The following is a 20,192-nucleotide window of genomic DNA, read 5'->3' on the forward strand; positions in this document are numbered from 1 at the left end:
GCAAAATGCCGCTCATTTATGAGTAAACCTTTCAATAGCATTACGATCTTTCAGGCTGGGACGCGCACGACACAGAGAATTAACTAATTGAAAAAATTAAAGATTAATTATCTGTTCATCGGCATTCTGGCACTGCTTCTCGCGGTCGCTCTCTGGCCATCCATTCCCTGGTTTGGTAAAGCCGACAATCGTATCGCCGCCATTCAAGCGCGGGGAGAGTTGCGCGTGAGCACCATTCATACTCCCCTGACATATAACGAAATCAACGGTAAACCTTTTGGCCTGGATTACGAACTGGCAAAACAGTTTGCCGATTACCTCGGCGTAAAACTGAAAGTCACCGTACGGCAGAACATCAGCCAGTTGTTTGACGATCTCGATAACGGTGATGCCGATCTGCTGGCGGCGGGACTGGTCTATAACAGCGAAAGGGTTAAAAATTATCAGCCTGGCCCAACCTATTATTCCGTTTCACAACAACTGGTCTATAAAGTAGGTCAGTATCGACCACGGACGCTGGGCAATCTGACGGCGGAACAGTTGTCCGTCGCTCCCGGGCATGTTGTCATTAACGATCTGCAAAAACTGAAAGAGACTAAGTTCCCGGAATTAAGCTGGAAAGTGGACGACAGAAAAGGTTCTGTGGAGTTAATGGAAGATGTTATCGAAGGTAAGCTGGATTACACCATTGCCGATTCTGTCGCTATCAGCCTGTTTCAGCGCGTTCACCCGGAACTTGCTGTGGCACTGGATATCACCGATGAACAACCGGTAACCTGGTTTAGTCAATTAGATAACGATAATACGCTTTCTGCGGCTCTGCTCGACTTCTTCAATGAAATGAATGAGGACGGCACACTGGCGCGTATTGAAGAGAAATATCTCGGACATGGCGATGATTTTGATTACGTTGATACGCGCACATTTTTACGCGCCGTTGATGCAGTACTGCCGCAGTTAAAGCCGCTGTTTGAGAAATACGCCGAAGAAATTGACTGGCGTTTGCTGGCCGCGATTGCTTATCAGGAATCGCACTGGGATGCACAGGCCACTTCGCCGACCGGTGTACGCGGCATGATGATGTTAACCAAAAATACCGCGCAAAGCCTGGGCATTACCGACCGCACTGATGCCGAACAAAGCATCAGCGGCGGCGCGCGTTACTTACAGAATATGATGAGTAAAGTGCCAGAGAGCGTGCCAGAAAATGAGCGGATCTGGTTTGCGCTCGCCGCCTATAATATGGGCTATGCACATATGCTGGACGCCCGCGCCCTGACGGCAAAAACCAAAGGCAATCCTGACAGTTGGGCCGATGTCAAACAGCGTCTGCCTTTACTTAGCCAGAAACCCTATTACAGCAAGCTGACTTACGGCTACGCGCGTGGGCATGAAGCCTATGCTTATGTCGAAAATATTCGTAAGTATCAGATTAGCCTGGTGGGTTATCTGCAAGAGAAAGAGAAGCAGGCTACAGAAGCGGCGATGCAACTGGCGCAGGATTATCCGGCGGTATCACCTGCTGAATTAGGAAAGGGAAAATTTCCCTTTCTCTCGTTTCTTTCGCAGTCGTCATCTAATTATCTGACACACTCCCCTTCTCTACTGTTTTCCAGGAAGGGAAGTGAAGAGAAACGAAATTAATCTGTAGCAGGTTGCGCTTTTTTCTGCGCTTTGATTTCCTGGCGGCGCATTCGGAAAAAATCGCTGAGTAGCGCCGCGCACTCATCTGCCAGTATTCCTTCCGTAATTTCCACTCGATGATTCATACCAGGATGGTGCAGCACATCCATTAATGATCCGGCGGCACCAGTTTTCGCATCACGAGCGCCAAAGACTACGCGACCAATGCGGCTGTGAATCATCGCTCCGGCGCACATCACGCATGGCTCCAGCGTGACATACAACGTGGCGTCGATCAGGCGATAATTCTGCAACACCAGCCCTCCTTGCCGCAGCGCCATGATTTCTGCATGTGCAGTAGGATCATGACGGCCAATCGGACGATTCCATCCTTCGCCGATTACGCGATTGTTATGCACTAATACCGCGCCGACCGGCACTTCTCGCTCGTCCCAGGCACGTTTCGCCAGCGTCAGCGCATGACGCATCCAGTATTCGTGGCTAAATTCGACTTCAGACAAAAAGAAAACTCCGGTTATAAAAGCGCGGCGCATTATACACGGACGCTATGCTTTACTCTATTCCAGTTGCTGGAGTTCACCGCGAGGCGTTACCCGCCAGCGATGCTGACAAAAATAGAGTAGCGGATTGTCCTGATTACTGTCGCTATAGCCACTGTACAGCCGCAGCGGTGTGCCGATTTTGCGTTCCAGTTGCGCGACTTTTTCATAACCGAGACAGCGCATGGTCAGCACCCAGCCACCATAGCCGCGCTGGATCTGACTGGCGATAAGATTAACGCGTGGCAGCCACGGCGTATCGAAATAAACCGCTTCGACCAAAGCCTGAGGGGAACCGGTAATCAACCAAATATCAGCATCGGAGCTTAGCAGATAGCTGGTCAGACGTTCCTGCACTAGCGGGAAAGCAGTGACATTGTCGCGAAACCAATGCACGAAATCGGCTTGTAACGCCTGTAAACGTGCTTCGCTATGACCAAAGGTACAACCCCATAGCAGCAGACTCATCGGCCAACGTGCCGCTCGCCCCTTGATTAATAATGCAATGACAATGACCGGCAACAGCGGCAGAACAAGTAACGCATTCAGCGGCTGTCGGCGCAGTAAGTAGCGCAGAAAACTGCCAAACATATCCTGTTGATGCAATGTTCCATCTAAGTCAAAAAACACCACACGACGCTCGTGAGTTGCCAAACCACACCCCTCTGGACTGATACATCCTGATTAATTTTCACTACCAGATAGCCTAACAGATAGATCATCACTTTTCCGGCAACAATCTATCGCATAATGGTTGACTGGAATTTTTAATTCATGGCAATTAACTTTGATGGAATATAATATTCTCTCGCTTGTGTCTCATATTGCCTGTTGTCGCCATTAATTCATCGCGAGGAAAGATATGAACGGCCTACTTCGTATCCGTCAGCGTTACCAGGGGCTTGCCCAGAGTGATAAAAAGCTGGCGGATTATCTCCTGCTACAACCGGACACTGCCCGCCACCTTAGTTCCCAACAACTGGCCAACGAAGCCGGAGTCAGTCAGTCAAGCGTAGTGAAGTTCGCGCAAAAACTTGGCTATAAAGGTTTTCCGGCACTTAAATTGGCGTTAAGCGAAGCTCTGGCAAGCCAACCGGAATCACCTTCCGTACCCATTCATAACCAAATTCGCGGTAATGATCCGTTACGACTGGTTGGCGAAAAACTGATTAAAGAAAACACGGCTGCCATGTACGCAACACTGAACGTCAATAGTGAGGAGAAGCTACATGAATGCGTGTCGATGCTTCGTTCTGCGCGACGGGTTATTCTGACTGGTATCGGCGCTTCCGGTCTGGTGGCGCAGAATTTTGCCTGGAAGCTGATGAAGATTGGTTTTAATGCTGCCGCTGAGCGTGATATGCACGCGTTGCTTGCTACAGTGCAAGCTTCGTCACCGGACGATTTGTTATTAGCCATCTCATACACAGGTGTACGGCGGGAGTTAAACCTGGCAGCAGATGAAATGCTACGAGTGGGTGGAAAAGTGCTGGCAATCACCGGTTTTACCCCCAATGCCCTGCAACAGCGCGCTTCTCATTGCCTGTATACCATTGCCGAAGAACAAGCGACAAACAGTGCTTCGATCTCCGCATGTCATGCTCAGGGAATGTTAACGGATTTGCTGTTCATTGCGCTGATCCAGCAGGATCTGGAACTGGCACCTGAACGTATTCGTCATAGTGAGGCGCTGGTGAAAAAACTGGTTTGAGTAAAGAATGCGCGTATAATGCCCGCCCGGTTTGTGTTGTTTTGAGAGTTTCCTTATGGCGCTGTTAATCACTAAAAAATGCATCAATTGTGATATGTGTGAACCCGAATGCCCGAATGAGGCGATTTCGATGGGTGAACATATCTACGAGATTAACAGCGATAAGTGTACCGAATGCGTAGGTCACTACGAGACGCCAACCTGCCAGAAAGTGTGCCCGATCCCCAATACTATTGTGAAAGATCCGGCGCATGTTGAAACAGAAGAACAGTTGTGGGACAAATTTGTGCTGATGCATCATGCGGATAAGATTTAGTATTTTGCCTCTGGAGCAGGATATTACTTATTCACTCGTGTAAAAACGAAATTATTATATTTATTTTCATGATGTCATTAATAAAAACATTCGTTGAATGAATTTCTATAATATCTGCGCAGACACTTAATTATCATTATTAAAGGCGCGTCAGACTTGTTAAGCCGACGCGCCTTAAGTACGTTTCCTGATGTTATAAGAACAGAAGGATCAGCTGTAAAACAGCAATGACGACTTTAATTACCCGTTTAATAAGGTATCGACAATCAGTCATTCGTTTTTCCTTAAACAAGGAATGCAGCCGTTCAGATTAGCCCTTACATCTCCCCAAAACTGAACGTGCGAGTTATTGAGGGTACATGCTGCACTCCGCACCAGAGCTTTGACGACACCACTCGTTTCAATGGGGGAATTCAGTGATATGGTGTAAAGCACAGCAAAATCTCCAATAACGAAGCCAATTTTAAAGTGCTTATGAATTAGCAGTCACGTTAATCTTTCCATCACTATCGAATTCTTCGTCAAGGCTCGAGTTTTTATGCTAAAGATTGCAAGTTGCTTGTAAAAGATAACCCCCCTGATCCATAATCACTCTCGTTGAGGGTGCGTGCTGCACAATATTATTTAAGTTAAAAAGTAAAACCCCCGTTCCTTACCAGTTCGGGGATTTTACTTTTTAAAAGAACGGTATTATTTAGGTGTTCGAGAAAGAGTTTTAACTTTCAATTATTACCGTGGCGCAAGCATAGTGGCGTTCATCTGCCAGCGTCACATGCATATGTGCGACACCCAGCTTTTCTGCCAATTTTAACGCCTCGCCCCACAACCGCAGCCGTGGCTTGCCGAGTTCATCGTTGAACACTTCAAACTGATTAAATGCCAGGCCATTGCGGATCCCTGTACCAAACGCTTTTGCCGCCGCTTCTTTCACGGCAAAACGCTTCGCCAGAAAACGCACCGGCTGATGGTGCGTTTTCCAGATCTCCCATTCATTATCGCTTAATACGCGTCGTGCAAGGCGATCGCCGGATCGGGCGATCACCGCTTCAATACGGGCGATCTCCACGATATCCGTGCCTAAACCTAATATTGCCATTAGCCACGCGCTTCCAGCATCAGACGCTTCATTTCTGCCACCGCATCTTTCAGTCCGGTCATCACCGCACGACCGATAATGGCATGTCCAATATTCAGTTCGTGCATTTCAGGGATGGCAGCAATGGCTTTCACGTTGTGATAGGTCAGGCCGTGACCGGCATTAACTTTCAGACCGAGGCTTGCGGCAAAGGTCGCAGCTTTGGCAATACGCGCCAGTTCTTGCGCCTGTTCAGCATCAGTTTTGGCATCAGCGTAACAACCGGTGTGAATCTCAATAAACGGTGCGCCAACCTCAGCGGCAGCTTTAATTTGTTCTTCATCGGCGTCGATAAACAGAGAAACCTGAATCCCGGCATCTGCCAGACGTTTGCAAGCATCGCGCATTTTGTCACGCTGACCTGCAACGTCCAGGCCGCCTTCGGTTGTCACTTCCTGACGCTTTTCCGGCACCAGGCAGCAAAAATGCGGCTTCGTCTCAACGGCGATCGCCAGCATCTCTTCGGTCACCGCCATCTCCAGATTCATGCGGGTATCCAGCGTCTGACGCAGGATGCGCACATCGCGGTCAGTAATGTGGCGGCGATCTTCACGTAAATGCACGGTAATGCCATCCGCGCCCGCCTGCTCGGCAATAAACGCCGCCTGCACCGGATCCGGGTAAGCAGTACCACGCGCATTACGCAGCGTTGCAATATGGTCAATGTTGACGCCTAACAGTAATTCAGCCATGACAATCCTCATCAGTCATTATGTGTTTTCACTGTTCGCTTAGGCATAAACTGCCGGAACAGTTCCCTGCTTTTTAAAGGTTTACCGCCAAGATAAGGCTTAAGCGCCATGCGGGTAAAGCGTTTCGCGGCACGCAATGTGTCGGCGTCAGGAAACTCCCGCTCGTATAACGCTTTCAACTGCCTCCCGGTGAAAGTTTTATTGTCGATAACTACGCTGGCGATAAATCCTTTTTCTTCGCGATAACGATACGTCATGGTGTCATCTACCGGCTCACCGCTACCCGCACAATGGGTAAAGTTGACGCCATAACCCAGATGCCCCAACAACGCCAGCTCAAAGCGACGCAACGCCGGTTCTGGCGTACCAGTGGCACCTGCCAGAGACTGAATGCAGTGCAAGTAATCAAAAAAGAGTTCCGAGAAGCGGGTCTCGTATTCCAGCACGCGGGAGAGAAGTTCGTTGATGTACAGACCGCTGTAAAGCGTAACACCACTTAATGGCAGCGCCAGTGAGACAGCTTCGGCACTGCGCAGAGTTTTGACTTCACCGCGCCCACCGAAGCGTAGCAAGAGAGGCGTGAAAGGCTGCAATGCGCCTTTCAGGGTAGAACGTTTTGAACGTGCGCCTTTAGCAACCAGACGCACGCGTCCCGATTCCTCCGTGAAGACGTCCAGCATCAGGCTGGTTTCGCTCCACGGGCGACTATGCAGGACAAATGCGCGCTGCCAGCCTTCCATCGGAGTAACTCTTAGAGATCGTCAACGTAACCGAGACTACGCAGCGCACGTTCGTCATCGGCCCAGCCGGATTTCACTTTCACCCACAGCTCAAGGTGGACAGGCGCTTCGAACATTTCCTGCATGTCTTTACGCGCTTCAATCCCGATGGTTTTGATCTTGGCCCCTTTGTTGCCAATCACCATCTTCTTCTGCCCTTCACGCTCAACGAGAATCAAACCATTGATGTCATAACCGCCGCGTTCGTTAGAGACGAAACGTTCGATCTCCACGGTCACGGAGTACGGCAGTTCAGCACCGAGGAAACGCATCAGTTTTTCACGGATGATTTCAGACGCCATAAAACGCTGTGAGCGATCGGTGATGTAATCTTCCGGGAAGTGATGGGTCGCTTCAGGCAGATGCTTACGCACGATTGCTGCGATAGTGTCGACATTCAGCCCGGTTTCGGCAGAGATCGGTACGATATCAAGAAAATTCATCTGGCTTGCCAGGAACTGCAGATGCGGCAGCAGATCGGCTTTCTCCTGCACGTTGTCCACTTTGTTCACCGCGAGGATCACCGGCGCTTTACCGTCACGCAGCTTATTGAGCACCATTTCATCGTCCGGCGTCCAGCGGGTGCCTTCAACGACAAAAATCACCAGCTCAACGTCGCCAATGGAGCTGCTCGCCGCTTTGTTCATCAGGCGGTTAATGGCGCGTTTTTCTTCCATATGCAGACCCGGAGTATCGACGTAGATCGCCTGATACGCGCCTTCAGTATGGATACCCACAATGCGGTGACGGGTTGTCTGCGCTTTGCGGGAAGTGATGGAGATTTTCTGCCCCAACAGTTTGTTCAGCAATGTGGATTTGCCAACGTTCGGACGTCCGACGATAGCAATAAATCCGCAGTAACTTTTATCGATGCTCATTCCAGCTCCAGTTTTTTCAACGCCTGTTCGGCGGCAGCCTGTTCAGCCTTACGACGGCTTGAACCTGTGCCAACCACCGGTTCGCTCAGGCCGCTAACCTGGCAGTGGATAGTAAATTCCTGATCGTGCGCTTCGCCACGTACCTGAACTACCAGATAAGTTGGCAGAGGCAGATGGCGCCCCTGCAAATATTCTTGCAAGCGCGTTTTCGGATCTTTTTGTTTATCGCCTGGGCTAATTTCGTCCAGACGGGTTTGATACCAGTTAAGGATTAATTTCTCGACGGTCTGAATATCGCTGTCGAGGAATACGCCGCCAATTAATGCTTCAACGGTGTCAGCAAGAATCGACTCACGACGAAATCCACCGCTTTTAAGTTCACCTGGCCCTAAACGCAAGCACTCACCTAACTCAAATTCACGCGCCAGTTCTGCCAGCGTATTGCCACGAACCAGCGTGGCGCGCATCCGGCTCATATCCCCTTCATCCACACGAGGGAAACGGTGATACAGCGCATTGGCGATAACGTAGCTCAAAATAGAGTCGCCTAAAAATTCTAAACGCTCGTTATGTTTGCTGCTGGCACTACGATGGGTTAATGCCTGCTGCAACAGCTCCTGATGATTAAAAGTGTAGCCCAGCTTCCGTTGAAGCCGATTAATTACGATGGGGTTCATGCGATACCAATAAATAAATGCGTCAACAATTCAGCACACGAAACAGACCTGATATGCAGGGTTCTGCTAACAGCTTTGCAGCAGTTTCAGTTGACCTGTATATGGGGACCAACGCTGTTTCGTGTGCCGTGGCGACCTGGAGGTGCCAACCTTAAACTTCGGGGGAATATTCTATACACAACGACGGGGGATGTCGTTAGTCACGGGAGATTTATCTCATAAATAATTCACGTTGTCGCCATAACGGCGACAACGTGAACGAAGATAAGCTATTAATGGATGCCGCCAATACGACTTAAGCGCACACCAGTCGGCCATTCGCCTTCTTGCTTATCGAAACTCATCCAGATAGCCGTTGCCCGACCGACCAGATTCGCTTCCGGCACAAAGCCCCAGTAACGGCTGTCCGCGCTGTTGTCGCGGTTGTCACCCATCATGAAGTATTGGCCCGGCGGAACAATCCAGGTTGCCAGTTGTTGTCCTGGCTGCTGGTAATACATCCCCACCTGATCCTGCGCAATCGGCACGGTCAGGATACGATGCGTTACATCGCCCAGTGTCTCTTTACGTTCAGAAAGACGAATTCCATTTTCTTTGGTTTCGTTTTTCGGCACCTCAAAGAATCCGCTGGTTGCTTCCCCGCCGTTACGACGCGAGAAGGTCTGAACGAAATCGCTCGGTTCCACGTTTGAGTAGGTGACCGGCAGCGCGTTTTCACACGCCTGACCGGAACTGCATCCCGGTTGAATAGTCACCTCTTTCGCAACCGGATCGTAAGTGACTTTATCGCCCGGTAAACCCACCGCACGCTTGATGTAATCAAGCTTTGGATCTTCCGGGTATTTAAAGACCACGATATCGCCACGTTTCGGATGACCGGTTTCGATCAGCGTTTTCTGGTAGATAGGATCTTTAATGCCGTAAGCAAACTTCTCTACCAGAATAAAGTCACCGATTAACAGAGTCGGCATCATCGAACCTGACGGGATCTGGAACGGTTCATAAATAAACGAACGCACAATCAATACGATAGCCAGCACCGGAAATACAGAAGCGCCGGTTTCGAGCCAACCTGGCTTCGGCGCAACTTTTTTCAGCGTTGCTTTATCCAGTGAGTCCCCGGCAGCTGCTTGTGCTGCTGCCTGACGTTCCCGCCGTTTAGGTGCGAAAAAGAATTTATCCACGCACCACAAAATGCCCGTCACCAGTGTGGCAATCACCAGAATCAGGGCAAACATATTCGCCATGCCAACTCCTAATGGTTATTTGTTGTCTTTGCCGACGTGCAGAATGGCGAGGAACGCTTCCTGCGGCAGTTCGACGTTACCGATCTGCTTCATGCGTTTCTTACCTTCTTTCTGCTTCTGCAGCAGCTTTTTCTTACGGCTGATATCGCCGCCATAACATTTAGCCAGTACGTTTTTACGCAGCTGTTTCACGGTGGAACGCGCAATGATGTGCGTTCCAATCGCAGCCTGAATGGCGATATCAAACTGCTGGCGGGGGATCAGATCTTTCATCTTCTCCACCAGCTCGCGACCACGGTTTTGCGAATTATCACGGTGGGTGATCAACGCCAGCGCATCAACACGTTCACCGTTGATTAAAACGTCAACACGCACCATGTCGGACGCCTGGAAGCGTTTGAAGTTGTAATCCAAAGACGCATAACCACGCGAGGTAGATTTCAGGCGATCGAAGAAGTCGAGTACCACTTCCGCCATAGGGATCTCATACGTCAGTGCCACCTGGTTACCGTGATAAACCATGTTGGTCTGTACGCCGCGTTTTTCTACGCATAGCGTAATGACGTTACCAAGATACGCCTGCGGCAGCAGCATGTGACACTCTGCTATCGGTTCGCGCAATTCATAGATGTTATTCACCGCTGGCAGCTTGGATGGGCTGTCGACGTAGATAACTTCTTTCGCCGTAGTTTCTACTTCATACACTACTGTCGGAGCGGTAGTAATCAGGTCAAGGTCGTACTCGCGTTCCAGACGTTCCTGAATGATCTCCATGTGCAGCAGGCCGAGGAAGCCGCAGCGGAAACCAAAGCCCAGCGCCGTGGAGCTTTCTGGCTCATAGAACAATGAGGCATCGTTCAGGCTAAGTTTGCCCAGCGCATCGCGGAAGGCTTCATAGTCGTCAGAACTTACCGGGAACAGACCGGCGTAAACCTGCGGTTTGACTTTTTTAAATCCTGGCAGCGCCTTTTCTGCCGGATTACGCGCCAGCGTTAAGGTGTCACCGACTGGTGCGCCGTGGATATCTTTAATCGCACATACCAACCAGCCTACTTCGCCACATTTCAGTTCTGTACGGTCAACTTGCTTCGGCGTGAAAATACCCAGACGGTCGGCGTTATAAGTCTGCCCGGTACTCATGACTTTCACTTTGTCGCCCTTACGCAGGGTGCCGTTTTTAATACGGATAAGTGAAACAACGCCCAGGTAGTTGTCGAACCAGGAGTCGATAATCAGAGCCTGCAACGGGCCTTCCGGATCGCCTTCCGGCGGTGGGATGTCGCGCACCAGACGTTCAAGAACGTCCTGCACACCAACGCCGGTTTTCGCCGAGCAACGCACTGCGTCGGTGGCGTCGATACCAACGATATCTTCAATTTCTTCCGCCACGCGTTCCGGATCGGCTGCCGGTAAGTCAATCTTATTCAGTACCGGCACCACTTCAAGATCCATTTCCATTGCGGTGTAGCAGTTTGCCAGGGTTTGCGCTTCTACGCCCTGCCCGGCGTCAACCACCAGCAATGCACCTTCACAAGCGGCCAGCGAACGCGATACTTCATAAGAGAAGTCCACATGACCCGGGGTGTCGATAAAGTTAAGTTGATAGGTTTCGCCATCGGACGCTTTATAGTCCAGCGTCACGCTCTGCGCTTTGATAGTTATGCCACGCTCACGCTCAAGATCCATGGAATCGAGAACCTGTGCCTCCATTTCACGGTCAGACAGGCCACCGCAGATCTGGATAATACGGTCAGACAGCGTCGATTTACCGTGGTCAATGTGAGCTATGATCGAAAAGTTACGTATATTCTTCATAAAGTATGATTATTGTGCCTTAATGCCCGGTTAACCAGGCTTTTAGAAGTCGCTGTTCTGAGCTTAACGTCTGTATTAATAGAAACGCCGCATTCTACACTACAACATTGAGGCGAGGAAATGTTCATACCGTATGGATTGTGGTATCTGGAAACGTCCTCGCATTTGTTATGCAAAATACAACAAAGCCAGTGAAATCACTGGCTCGCGTCTTCCGAAGATGTTTCAAATCGCACAAGACCAGGCGGCAATGCCACGCTTAAGATGACAGGTTGCCATTCTGCCCGGGCAGCAAACTTACGTGAGTATCCACGCGCAATGAGGAATCCGCCAACGCCGCCGAGAATCGCACCACATAATGCTGCAATATCTGAAGCAAAGAGTAGCTGAAATAACGAAGCGATGAAGAATAATCCCACCAACGGCGACATATAAACCAGTAATGCGGAGCTGAGCAGGCTGCCTTCGGCGATTCCTAATTCCACTTTTTGCCCCGGCACTAACGGTTCATCACAGGGTACGACGATGGTATGCGTGGTTTGCGGGCCAAGTTTATTTAACACGCGGCTACCGCAACCAGCACGGGAAGCACAGCTGCTACATGAGGCTTTGACATCACAACTGACCAGCGCCTGCCCGTTTTTCCAGGAGACAACAGTGGCCCACTCTTTAATCATTGCCCTGCCCCAAACTTAATATTCTCGGCAATGCGCTTCGCCGTTTGCGGTGGCAGTTCACCAACAATGGTGATTTCGGCGTTATCACGTACGCTGGTACTGACGGTTCTGCGTCCGGTGCGCAACATTTGGTCGGTGCTCGATGGCGTAGCACGGTTTACGTTTACCGAGAAGCTGAATAATCCGTCGGAATAGAGACGTGATTCGATAGGCATGTTGTCCATCGTCGGTAACGGACGCCGACTGCTGGAGACTTCACTAAAGCCCTGCGGCAACCAGGTTGGAGTCCAGTTAAATTTGGCTTTTTCACCCACAGGTACAGAAAGCAGCGGTGGCAAGTTCGCTTTCGCCAGCGTCTGCATACTGCTGCTGATATCCTGATTGACGTTGAAAGCAATCACACGGAATTGTTCCAGCGTTTCACCATCACGATCAAGGAGATCTACCCGCATCGGTAATTTCGATTCGGTATCCATCCATACGATGTAGCTGTAGCGTGTGCCATCACGAGCTACTACGCGGATTACCTCACATAAGCGGTCGGCAATACGCGTACGCCCCACGGAGATAAAGTCGTAGTAAGGAGAAAGACGCTTGAAATCGGTATAGATGAGCGATGGCAGAGAATCAACAATGTAATCGCCATTAAGTGTGAACGGTTCAAGACCCGGTTCAAAATAGCTGATTTCATTGCCGCGCTGTACCACTTCCCGGCGCGGGCCATCCATTTGCAACAACTGTGCAAGAGGACGGTTATCGAGGCGTGCATGTCGATAACGCAGAGACTCAACACCTTGTTTATTGATGCTGATGAATGACAGCTCGTAATTCAGTGACTGGCTAGCCAGGTTCATCTGCTGTAATAACGCCCCGGACGCAGGGGTGGCCGAGGCGTTAGCAGAGAATAACAGGCTACCTGTCACTAATGACATGGCAAACCAAAGTTGCTTCATTACTGCGATTGCGTTCCTAAAGTTTGAATTCCTGGCACCTGTACAGCGGCTTGCTGTGTCTGGGCCTGCTCAAACTGAAGCTGTTCGGAGTGGAGTCGACGTTGCAGTTCGTAATCCTGCAACATGGCATTAATGCGACGACGCTGCTCCTGTACCTGCTGCTGTTGACCATTGTTCGTGGTCGCTTCAGAAGGCACTCCCAGACTTACCGGACTGGCTTTACCCATCATCGGCAGAGTATTAAATACCGGAGTTTCGGGCTGCTGGGACGTTTCAGATTGTCCATTATAGTGCTGGACGCCAACGATAACTGCAAGCGATACACACGCCGCTACGCCCATTTGGGTAAGCTGTGCCGCCCACGGACGGACTTTCTGCCAGAATGGCATTTTCTGCCATTGATGCGGTGCAGGCTGAGCCTCTGGGATCAATGTCGTCGGTTGACGTACTGGCTCTTCTTCAATGGCAGCCATCACGCGGGAAGAGATATCGAAATGAAGTACCTCGGGAGTATCACCCCGCATAGAGTCACGGATTAAGTGATAGTTTTCCCAGGTTTTCTGCATTTCCGGGTTGTGAGCCAGTTCGTTAAGCAGCTCACTATCCAGCGTTTCGCCATCCATTAAAGCGGAAAGTTGTTCTTTCTGCATGCCTAATACCCTTATCCAGTATCCCGCTATCGTCAACGCCTGATAAGCGGTTGAACTTTATTATCAATAGCTTCCCTCGCACGGAAGATACGTGAACGCACCGTACCCACCGGACAATCCATGATAGCGGCTATCTCTTCATAGCTCAGGCCATCCAGCTCCCGCAAGGTTATTGCCATGCGTAAATCTTCCGGGAGGGACTCAATAGTTCGGAAAACTATCTGTCTCAGTTCTTCTGACAACATTAAGTTCTCAGGGTTCGAAATTTCTTTCAGCGCGCCGCCACTTTCGAAGTTTTCAGCTTCAATGGCATCCACATCACTGGAAGGTGGACGACGCCCCTGAGCAACCAGGTAATTTTTTGCCGTATTAACAGCAATCCGATACAGCCATGTATAAAAAGCACTATCTCCCCGGAACGAATCCAGCGCACGATAGGCTTTAATAAAAGCTTCTTGTACCACATCGGGAACATCACCCGACGGCACATAGCGGGAAACCAGACTCGCCACCTTATGCTGATAGCGCACTACCAGTAAGTTAAAGGCTTTCTGATCTCCCTTCTGGACCCGCTCAACCAGGACCTGGTCCGTTAACTGCTCGCTCATCCGAGGTAAAATCTCCCCAAACCAAATTTCCACGCGCTATCGAAACGCCACTCCATTAGCTGCAATTTGAGCAAGCAAAGGGTTAGAGTGTCTCGTTTTTGTAAAGTTCCGTAACGCATCTGTTTTTGTTTGTCATGCTGTAGACGGATCATTATCTATCATTATAAGTCTACAGAATCTGAATAACGCATTATCTGTGTAGAAATGCCCATTTAACTGCCTGAAGAGTAACCCAACGGCCTTTTTATTTCACCACCTAATCCTCCGCCGACGAGCAACTTCTCTTTTTCCCGTCTTCCTGAATCAACATGTTTAGCCCTTGTAACAAACATCAAAATAACAGATGTTTAATTGTACAACATGATGCTATGCTGACCGAACGGTGTTTAGTAAATTAAACAATCAAAATGAATATTTTCCCTGAACATTCTTGTGATGTGTTGATTATTGGTAGCGGTGCCGCCGGGCTTTCACTGGCGCTACGTCTGGCGGATAAGCATCAAGTCATCGTTCTAAGTAAAGGTCAAGTTACAGAAGGCTCGACGTTTTACGCCCAGGGCGGAATTGCCGCCGTGTTTGATGAAACTGACAGCATCGATTCCCATGTGGAAGATACCTTAATTGCTGGTGCCGGAATTTGCGATCGCCATGCAGTTGAATTTGTTGCCAGCAATGCGCGTTCCTGCGTGCAATGGTTGATCGACCAGGGGGTGTTGTTTGATACCCACGTTCGGCCAAATGGCGAAGAGAGCTACCATCTGACCCGTGAAGGTGGACATAGTCACCGTCGTATTCTTCATGCCGCCGACGCCACTGGTAAAGAAGTAGAAACCACGCTGGTGAGCAAGGCGCAGAACCATCCGAATATTCGCGTGCTGGAACGCAGCAACGCAGTCGATCTGATTATTTCTGACAAAATTGGTCTGCCGGGTACGCGGCGGGTTGTTGGCGCGTGGGTATGGAATCGCAATAAAGAAGCGGTAGAAACCTGCCACGCAAAAGCGGTAGTGCTGGCAACCGGAGGCGCATCGAAAGTTTATCAGTATACCACCAATCCTGATATATCCTCCGGCGATGGTATTGCCATGGCCTGGCGCGCGGGTTGCCGGGTTGCTAATCTTGAATTTAATCAGTTCCACCCTACCGCACTGTATCATCCACAGGCTCGAAATTTCCTGTTAACGGAAGCTTTACGTGGCGAAGGCGCTTATTTGAAACGCCCGGACGGTACACGATTTATGCCCGATTTTGATGATCGCGGCGAACTGGCACCGCGCGATATTGTTGCTCGTGCTATTGATCACGAAATGAAGCGCCTCGGCGCGGATTGTATGTTCCTCGATATCAGCCATAAACCTGCGGATTTTATTCGTCAGCATTTCCCGATGATTTATGAAAAGTTATTGGGACTGGGTATTGATCTCACGAAAGAGCCTGTCCCAATAGTGCCCGCTGCGCACTACACCTGCGGTGGCGTGATGGTAGATGATTATGGGCGTACCGACGTTGATGGCCTGTATGCCATTGGTGAAGTCAGCTATACAGGATTACATGGCGCTAACCGAATGGCCTCTAACTCATTGCTGGAGTGTCTGGTCTACGGCTGGTCGGCAGCGGAAGATATTGCAAAGCGTATGCCCTATGTGCGCGGCGTCAGTACGTTACCGCCGTGGGATGAAAGCCGCGTTGAGAATCCTGATGAACTGGTGGTGATTCAACATAACTGGCATGAGTTACGCCTGTTTATGTGGGATTACGTGGGCATTGTACGCACAACAAAGCGCCTGGAGCGCGCCCTGCGGCGGATCAATATGTTGCAGCAGGAGATAGATGAATATTATGCTCACTTCCGTGTGTCGAATAATTTGCTGGAGCTGCGTAATCTGGTGCAGGTTGCCGAGTTGATTGTTCGCTGCGCGATAATGCGCAAAGAGAGTCGGGGCTTGCATTACACGCTGGATTACCCGGAGCTACTCGCGCATTCCGGTCCGTCGATTCTCACCCCCGGCAATCATTACATAAACAGATAAAAAGCCTGGGTCAGCGCCGTATACGCTTCGGAATAGTTCTGGTCTGGCCCACGAATCACTAAGCGATCGCTAAAACACTCCCCCGCCTGTGGGGAGAATGCCAGCAGCACCCGATGCGGCAGTCGCGCTTCGTTTTCCGCCACATCCGTCCGTAAACGTAAATGCCAGCCCATATTTAACGCCAGTTCAGTAAAACCATTACCGACCTGTTCTGGCAGCACCACGCAGAAAAATCCCTCTTCGGTAATGCATTCTGCCGCGCAAGTGAGCAACGTCTGGTGATCAAGTGTAGTGGTATAGCGCGCCTGCTCCCGCTGTGGTGTTGCGCACTCTACTCCCTGCTGATAATACGGCGGGTTGCTGATAATTAAATCAAAACGCGCAGACTGCTGGGTAATCCACTGCTGAATATCCACCGTATGGACGTTAATCCGCTCTGCCCACGGGGACTGCGCGATATTTTCCTGCGCCTGGGCAGCCGCTTCATTTTCAATTTCAACCGCATCGATTATCACGCCATCATCGGTGCGCTGCGCCAGCATCAAAGCCAATAAGCCGCTACCGCTGCCGATATCAAGGCAGCGTTTTACCCCAGCCACAGGAGCCCATGCGCCCAGCAAAATTCCATCCGTTCCCACTTTCATTGCACAGCGATCGTGTGCGACAAAAAACTGTTTAAAAGTAAATCCATTACGACGAAGCACGGATGTAGACTGTGACATGAAAATAAAACCTTGCTGGAAAAACGGCGATAGCGCCGGGTAAGAACAATACCTGAGAAGCGATATCCATACAAACAGATGAAGATTGCAGCCGTAACGTCTATAATCAGCGCCCCACACAGAGGTAGAACATGACTGTAACGACTTTTTCCGAACTTGAACTCGACGAAAGCCTGCTGGAAGCACTCCAGGATAAAGGTTTCACTCGCCCGACCGCCATTCAGGCTGCCGCCATTCCGCCTGCGCTCGATGGCCGTGATGTACTCGGTTCTGCGCCGACAGGCACCGGTAAAACGGCGGCGTATCTGCTGCCAGCGTTGCAGCACCTGCTCGATTTCCCGCGTAAGAAATCCGGTCCGCCGCGTATTTTGATCCTCACCCCAACTCGCGAACTGGCGATGCAGGTGGCCGATCATGCCCGCGAACTGGCGAAACATACGCATCTGGATATTGCCACCATCACCGGTGGCGTGGCTTATATGAACCACGCAGAAGTGTTCAGCGAAAACCAGGACATCGTGGTCGCCACAACTGGTCGTCTGCTGCAGTATATAAAAGAAGAGAACTTCGATTGCCGCGCGGTTGAAACGCTGATCCTCGATGAAGCAGACCGTATGCTGGATATGGGCTTCGCCCAGGATATCGAACATATTGCTGGCGAAACTCGCTGGCGTAAACAAACCCTGCTCTTCTCGGCAACACTGGAAGGCGATGCTATTCAGGATTTTGCTGAGCGTCTGCTCGAAGATCCGGTGGAAGTTTCTGCGAATCCGTCCACCCGTGAGCGCAAAAAGATTCATCAGTGGTATTACCGCGCCGATGATCTTGAGCATAAAACTGCGTTGCTGGTGCATCTGTTAAAACAGCCGGAAGCGACTCGCTCAATTGTCTTTGTGCGTAAGCGTGAGCGTGTGCATGAACTGGCAAACTGGCTGCGCGAAGCAGGCATCAACAACTGCTATCTCGAAGGTGAGATGGTGCAAGGCAAACGCAACGAAGCGATCAAACGCCTGACCGAAGGCCGCGTTAACGTACTGGTTGCAACTGATGTTGCCGCGCGTGGTATCGACATTCCGGATGTCAGCCACGTCTTTAACTTCGATATGCCGCGCAGTGGCGATACTTATTTGCACCGTATCGGGCGTACCGCTCGCGCTGGCCGTAAAGGCACCGCAATTTCACTGGTTGAAGCTCATGACCATCTGCTGCTGGGCAAAGTTGGCCGTTATATTGAAGAGCCAATTAAAGCTCGCGTAATTGATGAGTTACGCCCGAAAACGCGTGCGCCAAGCGAGAAACAGACCGGCAAGCCATCGAAAAAAGTGTTGGCAAAACGCGCCGAGAAGAAAAAGGCTAAAGAGAAAGAGAAGCCACGGGTGAAAAAACGCCATCGCGATACCAAAAATATTGGTAAGCGCCGCAAACCAAGCGGAACGGGCGTGCCGCCGCAAACGACAGAAGAGTAATCATAATGCCGGGTTTAAGCCCGGCATTTTTTTATCCCGGCAAAAAACACTCTTCAACACACTGAATAAAAGTATGCATCGCCGGGCTAACCGCTTTTCCGGCATGGTGAGCGCACATTGCCGTAATGGTCTGCGACGGTTCGCCGAAGGGTAATTCAATTAATTCTCCGCACTCCAGCTCTTTTGCTACCGCAAATCGCGGTAAGTAGCTGACTCCGATGTTTGCCGCGACACATCGCTTGATACTTTCAATGCTTATAAGCTCAATGGTGCTTTCCACCGTGATCCGCCGCTGACGCAGCGTGCTCTCAAATATCTGCCGGAAGACACATTGCGGTTCGTTGATAATAAAGCTACAGGCGTTATGTCTTCCCGGCTCAGTAAAATCGACATCTGCAATTTGTGGTGAAGCCACCAGCACCAGCGATTGTTCACCCAACTCTCGTCGGTTCAGGGCATCATCATTCCCTACGCGATAAAAGACGCCGACATCGGCCTCATCATTCAGTAGCACATCACGGATCACGTAACAGTTCAGCGACTGCAACGATAAACGCACTTTTGGTGCGCGTTGCCGAAAACGCTGCAACACCTGCGGCATTCGGTAAGAGAGTAACGTTTCGCCCGAAACAACGCGCAGCTCCCCGTCCGGATCCGACTCTTTTTTGGCAGCCTCACGAAGGGTATCCATCACTCTGGTGAGTTCATAAATGTGCGGCAGCAGCTTTTTTCCTTCGCGGGTAAGGCACATCCGTCGACCAATTTTCTCAAACAACTGTACCGAGAACTCCTGCTCAAGCTGCTGAATATGAAAAGTCACCGTCGATTGTGTGCAGCACAATTTTTGCGAAGCTCGCAAAAAGGAACCCTCTTCCACCACGGTTTTAAGCGTAATAAAACGGCGCAGATCCATAAACCCAAACCTATCGAGATTGTCGAATTTAGAATGAAAAAACATTCATTTTTTTAAATGTTTCATGTCGGGTACTGTCTACCAAAACAGAGGAGATAACAAGTGACACCGACCCTTTTAAGTGCTTTTTGGACCTACACTCTGATTACGGCCCTCACGCCAGGACCGAACAATATTCTCGCTTTGAGTTCAGCCACGTCGCATAGGGTTCGTCAGAGTTCCCGCGTGCTGGCAGGGATGAGTCTGGGATTTTTAATCGTCATGTTGCTGTGTGCGGGAATTTCGTTTTCACTGGCTGTTATCGATCCGGCAGCAGTGCATTTGTTGAGTTGGGCGGGGGCAGCATATATTGTCTGGCTGGCGTGGAAAATCGCTACCAGTCCAACAAAAGAAGACGGACTTCAGGCAAAACCGATCAGTTTTTGGGCCAGCTTTGCTTTGCAGTTTGTGAACGTCAAAATTATTTTGTACGGCATTACGGCACTGTCGACGTTTGTTCTGCCGCAAACACAGGCGTTAAGCTGGGTAGTTGGCGTCAGCGTTTTGCTGGCGATGATTGGGACGTTTGGCAATGTGTGTTGGGCGCTGGCGGGACATCTGTTTCAGCGATTGTTTAACCGCTATGGCCGCCAGTTGAATATCGTGCTGGCGCTGTTGCTGGTCTATTGTGCGGTACGCATTTTCTATTGAAAGACAAAAGAAAAGCGGAAGAGGTCACCCTCTTCCGCTTAATAACTTGC

General features: G+C 50.3%; 23 protein-coding genes. 6 read left to right on the plus strand and 17 right to left on the minus strand.

Annotation, left to right across the window (positions count from 1 at the left end; translation table 11 throughout):
- Nucleotides 1–87: 87 nt before the first annotated feature.
- Nucleotides 88–1,644 carry a membrane-bound lytic murein transglycosylase MltF gene (mltF, locus tag RGV86_RS06840; RefSeq protein WP_085461025.1) on the plus strand — a complete coding sequence of 519 codons (1,557 nt, stop codon included), beginning with the start codon at nt 88–90 and terminating at the stop codon, nt 1,642–1,644.
- Here the strand turns inward: mltF and tadA are convergent.
- Both tadA and yfhb read right to left on the minus strand, forming a co-directional pair.
- Entirely contained in the window at nt 1,641–2,144 is a 504-nt protein-coding gene (gene tadA, locus RGV86_RS06845) for a tRNA adenosine(34) deaminase TadA (RefSeq protein ID WP_024165055.1), read from the minus strand. The genes mltF and tadA overlap by 4 nt on opposite strands.
- Nucleotides 2,145–2,201: 57 nt before the next feature.
- A complete protein-coding gene (yfhb, locus tag RGV86_RS06850; RefSeq protein ID WP_032225975.1) occupies nt 2,202–2,837 on the minus strand; it encodes a phosphatidylglycerophosphatase C in 636 nt (211 codons plus the stop codon).
- A gap of 208 nt (nt 2,838–3,045) precedes the next feature.
- Here yfhb and RGV86_RS06855 point away from each other — a divergent pair, with 208 nt between their 5' ends.
- Complete coding sequence (locus RGV86_RS06855; RefSeq protein WP_001013782.1) at nt 3,046–3,894, plus strand: MurR/RpiR family transcriptional regulator; 849 nt, start codon at nt 3,046–3,048, stop codon at nt 3,892–3,894.
- Between the two features lie 55 nt (nt 3,895–3,949).
- A complete protein-coding gene (yfhL, locus tag RGV86_RS06860; protein ID WP_001196294.1) occupies nt 3,950–4,210 on the plus strand; it encodes a 4Fe-4S dicluster ferredoxin YfhL in 261 nt (86 codons plus the stop codon).
- 193 nt (nt 4,211–4,403) lie between these two features.
- Here the strand turns inward: yfhL and shoB are convergent, their stop codons facing one another.
- The 13 genes from shoB to rseD form a co-directional block, all read right to left on the minus strand.
- On the minus strand, nt 4,404–4,484 hold the full coding sequence (shoB, locus tag RGV86_RS06865; RefSeq protein WP_000128779.1) for a type I toxin-antitoxin system toxin ShoB: 81 nt from the start codon (nt 4,482–4,484) through the stop codon (nt 4,404–4,406).
- Between the two features lie 441 nt (nt 4,485–4,925).
- Nucleotides 4,926–5,306 carry a holo-ACP synthase gene (acpS, locus tag RGV86_RS06870; protein WP_000986026.1) on the minus strand — a complete coding sequence of 127 codons (381 nt, stop codon included), beginning with the start codon at nt 5,304–5,306 and terminating at the stop codon, nt 4,926–4,928.
- Nucleotides 5,306–6,037 (minus strand): pyridoxine 5'-phosphate synthase, encoded by a 732-nt coding sequence (gene pdxJ / locus RGV86_RS06875; protein WP_001297412.1) that lies wholly within the window; start codon nt 6,035–6,037, stop codon nt 5,306–5,308. Before pdxJ ends, acpS begins: the two co-directional genes overlap by 1 nt.
- A gap of 11 nt (nt 6,038–6,048) precedes the next feature.
- Entirely contained in the window at nt 6,049–6,777 is a 729-nt protein-coding gene (recO, locus tag RGV86_RS06880) for a DNA repair protein RecO (RefSeq protein ID WP_000399406.1), read from the minus strand.
- Between the two features lie 11 nt (nt 6,778–6,788).
- Nucleotides 6,789–7,694, minus strand: a complete 906-nt coding sequence (era, locus tag RGV86_RS06885; RefSeq protein WP_000020737.1) for a GTPase Era — start codon at nt 7,692–7,694, stop codon at nt 6,789–6,791.
- Nucleotides 7,691–8,371 carry a ribonuclease III gene (rnc, locus tag RGV86_RS06890; protein ID WP_001068343.1) on the minus strand — a complete coding sequence of 227 codons (681 nt, stop codon included), beginning with the start codon at nt 8,369–8,371 and terminating at the stop codon, nt 7,691–7,693. The genes era and rnc overlap by 4 nt, the downstream gene beginning before the upstream one ends.
- 272 nt (nt 8,372–8,643) lie before the next feature.
- Complete coding sequence (gene lepB, locus RGV86_RS06895) at nt 8,644–9,618, minus strand: signal peptidase I (RefSeq protein WP_000002532.1); 975 nt, start codon at nt 9,616–9,618, stop codon at nt 8,644–8,646.
- Nucleotides 9,619–9,633: 15 nt separating this feature from the next.
- A complete protein-coding gene (gene lepA, locus RGV86_RS06900) occupies nt 9,634–11,433 on the minus strand; it encodes a translation elongation factor 4 (protein WP_000790173.1) in 1,800 nt (599 codons plus the stop codon).
- A 197-nt stretch (nt 11,434–11,630) separates the two neighbouring features.
- Nucleotides 11,631–12,110, minus strand: a complete 480-nt coding sequence (gene rseC / locus RGV86_RS06905) for a SoxR-reducing system protein RseC (protein ID WP_032225978.1) — start codon at nt 12,108–12,110, stop codon at nt 11,631–11,633.
- Complete coding sequence (gene rseB / locus RGV86_RS06910) at nt 12,107–13,063, minus strand: sigma-E factor regulatory protein RseB (protein ID WP_000812045.1); 957 nt, start codon at nt 13,061–13,063, stop codon at nt 12,107–12,109. Before rseB ends, rseC begins: the two co-directional genes overlap by 4 nt.
- The gene (rseA, locus tag RGV86_RS06915; RefSeq protein ID WP_085461026.1) at nt 13,063–13,713 is read right to left on the minus strand and encodes an anti-sigma-E factor RseA; all 651 of its coding nucleotides are present in this window, start codon (nt 13,711–13,713) and stop codon (nt 13,063–13,065) included. Before rseA ends, rseB begins: the two co-directional genes overlap by 1 nt.
- 32 nt (nt 13,714–13,745) lie before the next feature.
- On the minus strand, nt 13,746–14,321 hold the full coding sequence (rpoE, locus tag RGV86_RS06920; RefSeq protein WP_001295364.1) for an RNA polymerase sigma factor RpoE: 576 nt from the start codon (nt 14,319–14,321) through the stop codon (nt 13,746–13,748).
- Nucleotides 14,318–14,473: a rpoE leader peptide RseD gene (gene rseD / locus RGV86_RS06925; protein WP_032147913.1), complete on the minus strand. Its 156-nt coding sequence runs from the start codon at nt 14,471–14,473 to the stop codon at nt 14,318–14,320. Before rseD ends, rpoE begins: the two co-directional genes overlap by 4 nt.
- A 255-nt stretch (nt 14,474–14,728) precedes the next feature.
- Between rseD and nadB the strand changes: the two genes are divergently transcribed.
- Nucleotides 14,729–16,351, plus strand: coding sequence for an L-aspartate oxidase (nadB, locus tag RGV86_RS06930; protein WP_032225980.1), 1,623 nt, complete (start codon nt 14,729–14,731; stop codon nt 16,349–16,351).
- On the opposite strand, the gene trmN is transcribed toward nadB, so the two are convergent.
- Nucleotides 16,336–17,073, minus strand: coding sequence for a tRNA(1)(Val) (adenine(37)-N(6))-methyltransferase TrmN (trmN, locus tag RGV86_RS06935; RefSeq protein WP_024212358.1), 738 nt, complete (start codon nt 17,071–17,073; stop codon nt 16,336–16,338). The two genes, nadB and trmN, sit on opposite strands and share 16 nt — an antisense overlap.
- Nucleotides 17,074–17,204: 131 nt before the next feature.
- On the opposite strand from trmN, the gene srmB reads away from it, so the two are divergent.
- Nucleotides 17,205–18,539 (plus strand): ATP-dependent RNA helicase SrmB, encoded by a 1,335-nt coding sequence (srmB, locus tag RGV86_RS06940; RefSeq protein ID WP_000219193.1) that lies wholly within the window; start codon nt 17,205–17,207, stop codon nt 18,537–18,539.
- A 31-nt stretch (nt 18,540–18,570) separates the two neighbouring features.
- Here the strand turns inward: srmB and RGV86_RS06945 are convergent, their stop codons facing one another.
- The gene (locus RGV86_RS06945) at nt 18,571–19,452 is read right to left on the minus strand and encodes a LysR family transcriptional regulator (protein ID WP_085461035.1); all 882 of its coding nucleotides are present in this window, start codon (nt 19,450–19,452) and stop codon (nt 18,571–18,573) included.
- Nucleotides 19,453–19,554: 102 nt separating this feature from the next.
- On the opposite strand from RGV86_RS06945, the gene eamB reads away from it, so the two are divergent.
- Nucleotides 19,555–20,142 (plus strand): cysteine/O-acetylserine transporter, encoded by a 588-nt coding sequence (gene eamB / locus RGV86_RS06950; protein ID WP_085461027.1) that lies wholly within the window; start codon nt 19,555–19,557, stop codon nt 20,140–20,142.
- Nucleotides 20,143–20,192 lie beyond the last annotated feature (50 nt).

The organism is Escherichia ruysiae, assembly GCF_031323975.1.
Classification (GTDB): domain Bacteria; phylum Pseudomonadota; class Gammaproteobacteria; order Enterobacterales; family Enterobacteriaceae; genus Escherichia; species Escherichia ruysiae.

Coding starts and splice junctions, on each gene's coding strand:
- recO (WP_000399406.1), bottom strand. CDS start 6,777: ATGGAAGGCTGGCAGCGCGCATTTGTCCTGCATAGTCGCCCGTGGAGC.
- lepA (WP_000790173.1), bottom strand. CDS start 11,433: ATGAAGAATATACGTAACTTTTCGATCATAGCTCACATTGACCACGGT.
- lepB (WP_000002532.1), bottom strand. CDS start 9,618: ATGGCGAATATGTTTGCCCTGATTCTGGTGATTGCCACACTGGTGACG.
- rseD (WP_032147913.1), bottom strand. CDS start 14,473: ATGATCCGTCTACAGCATGACAAACAAAAACAGATGCGTTACGGAACT.
- pdxJ (WP_001297412.1), bottom strand. CDS start 6,037: ATGGCTGAATTACTGTTAGGCGTCAACATTGACCATATTGCAACGCTG.
- rseC (WP_032225978.1), bottom strand. CDS start 12,110: ATGATTAAAGAGTGGGCCACTGTTGTCTCCTGGAAAAACGGGCAGGCG.
- shoB (WP_000128779.1), bottom strand. CDS start 4,484: ATGACTGATTGTCGATACCTTATTAAACGGGTAATTAAAGTCGTCATT.
- nadB (WP_032225980.1), top strand. CDS start 14,729: ATGAATATTTTCCCTGAACATTCTTGTGATGTGTTGATTATTGGTAGC.
- trmN (WP_024212358.1), bottom strand. CDS start 17,073: ATGTCACAGTCTACATCCGTGCTTCGTCGTAATGGATTTACTTTTAAA.
- acpS (WP_000986026.1), bottom strand. CDS start 5,306: ATGGCAATATTAGGTTTAGGCACGGATATCGTGGAGATCGCCCGTATT.
- rpoE (WP_001295364.1), bottom strand. CDS start 14,321: ATGAGCGAGCAGTTAACGGACCAGGTCCTGGTTGAGCGGGTCCAGAAG.
- rseB (WP_000812045.1), bottom strand. CDS start 13,063: ATGAAGCAACTTTGGTTTGCCATGTCATTAGTGACAGGTAGCCTGTTA.
- yfhL (WP_001196294.1), top strand. CDS start 3,950: ATGGCGCTGTTAATCACTAAAAAATGCATCAATTGTGATATGTGTGAA.
- rseA (WP_085461026.1), bottom strand. CDS start 13,713: ATGCAGAAAGAACAACTTTCCGCTTTAATGGATGGCGAAACGCTGGAT.
- srmB (WP_000219193.1), top strand. CDS start 17,205: ATGACTGTAACGACTTTTTCCGAACTTGAACTCGACGAAAGCCTGCTG.
- rnc (WP_001068343.1), bottom strand. CDS start 8,371: ATGAACCCCATCGTAATTAATCGGCTTCAACGGAAGCTGGGCTACACT.
- era (WP_000020737.1), bottom strand. CDS start 7,694: ATGAGCATCGATAAAAGTTACTGCGGATTTATTGCTATCGTCGGACGT.
- RGV86_RS06855 (WP_001013782.1), top strand. CDS start 3,046: ATGAACGGCCTACTTCGTATCCGTCAGCGTTACCAGGGGCTTGCCCAG.
- RGV86_RS06945 (WP_085461035.1), bottom strand. CDS start 19,452: ATGGATCTGCGCCGTTTTATTACGCTTAAAACCGTGGTGGAAGAGGGT.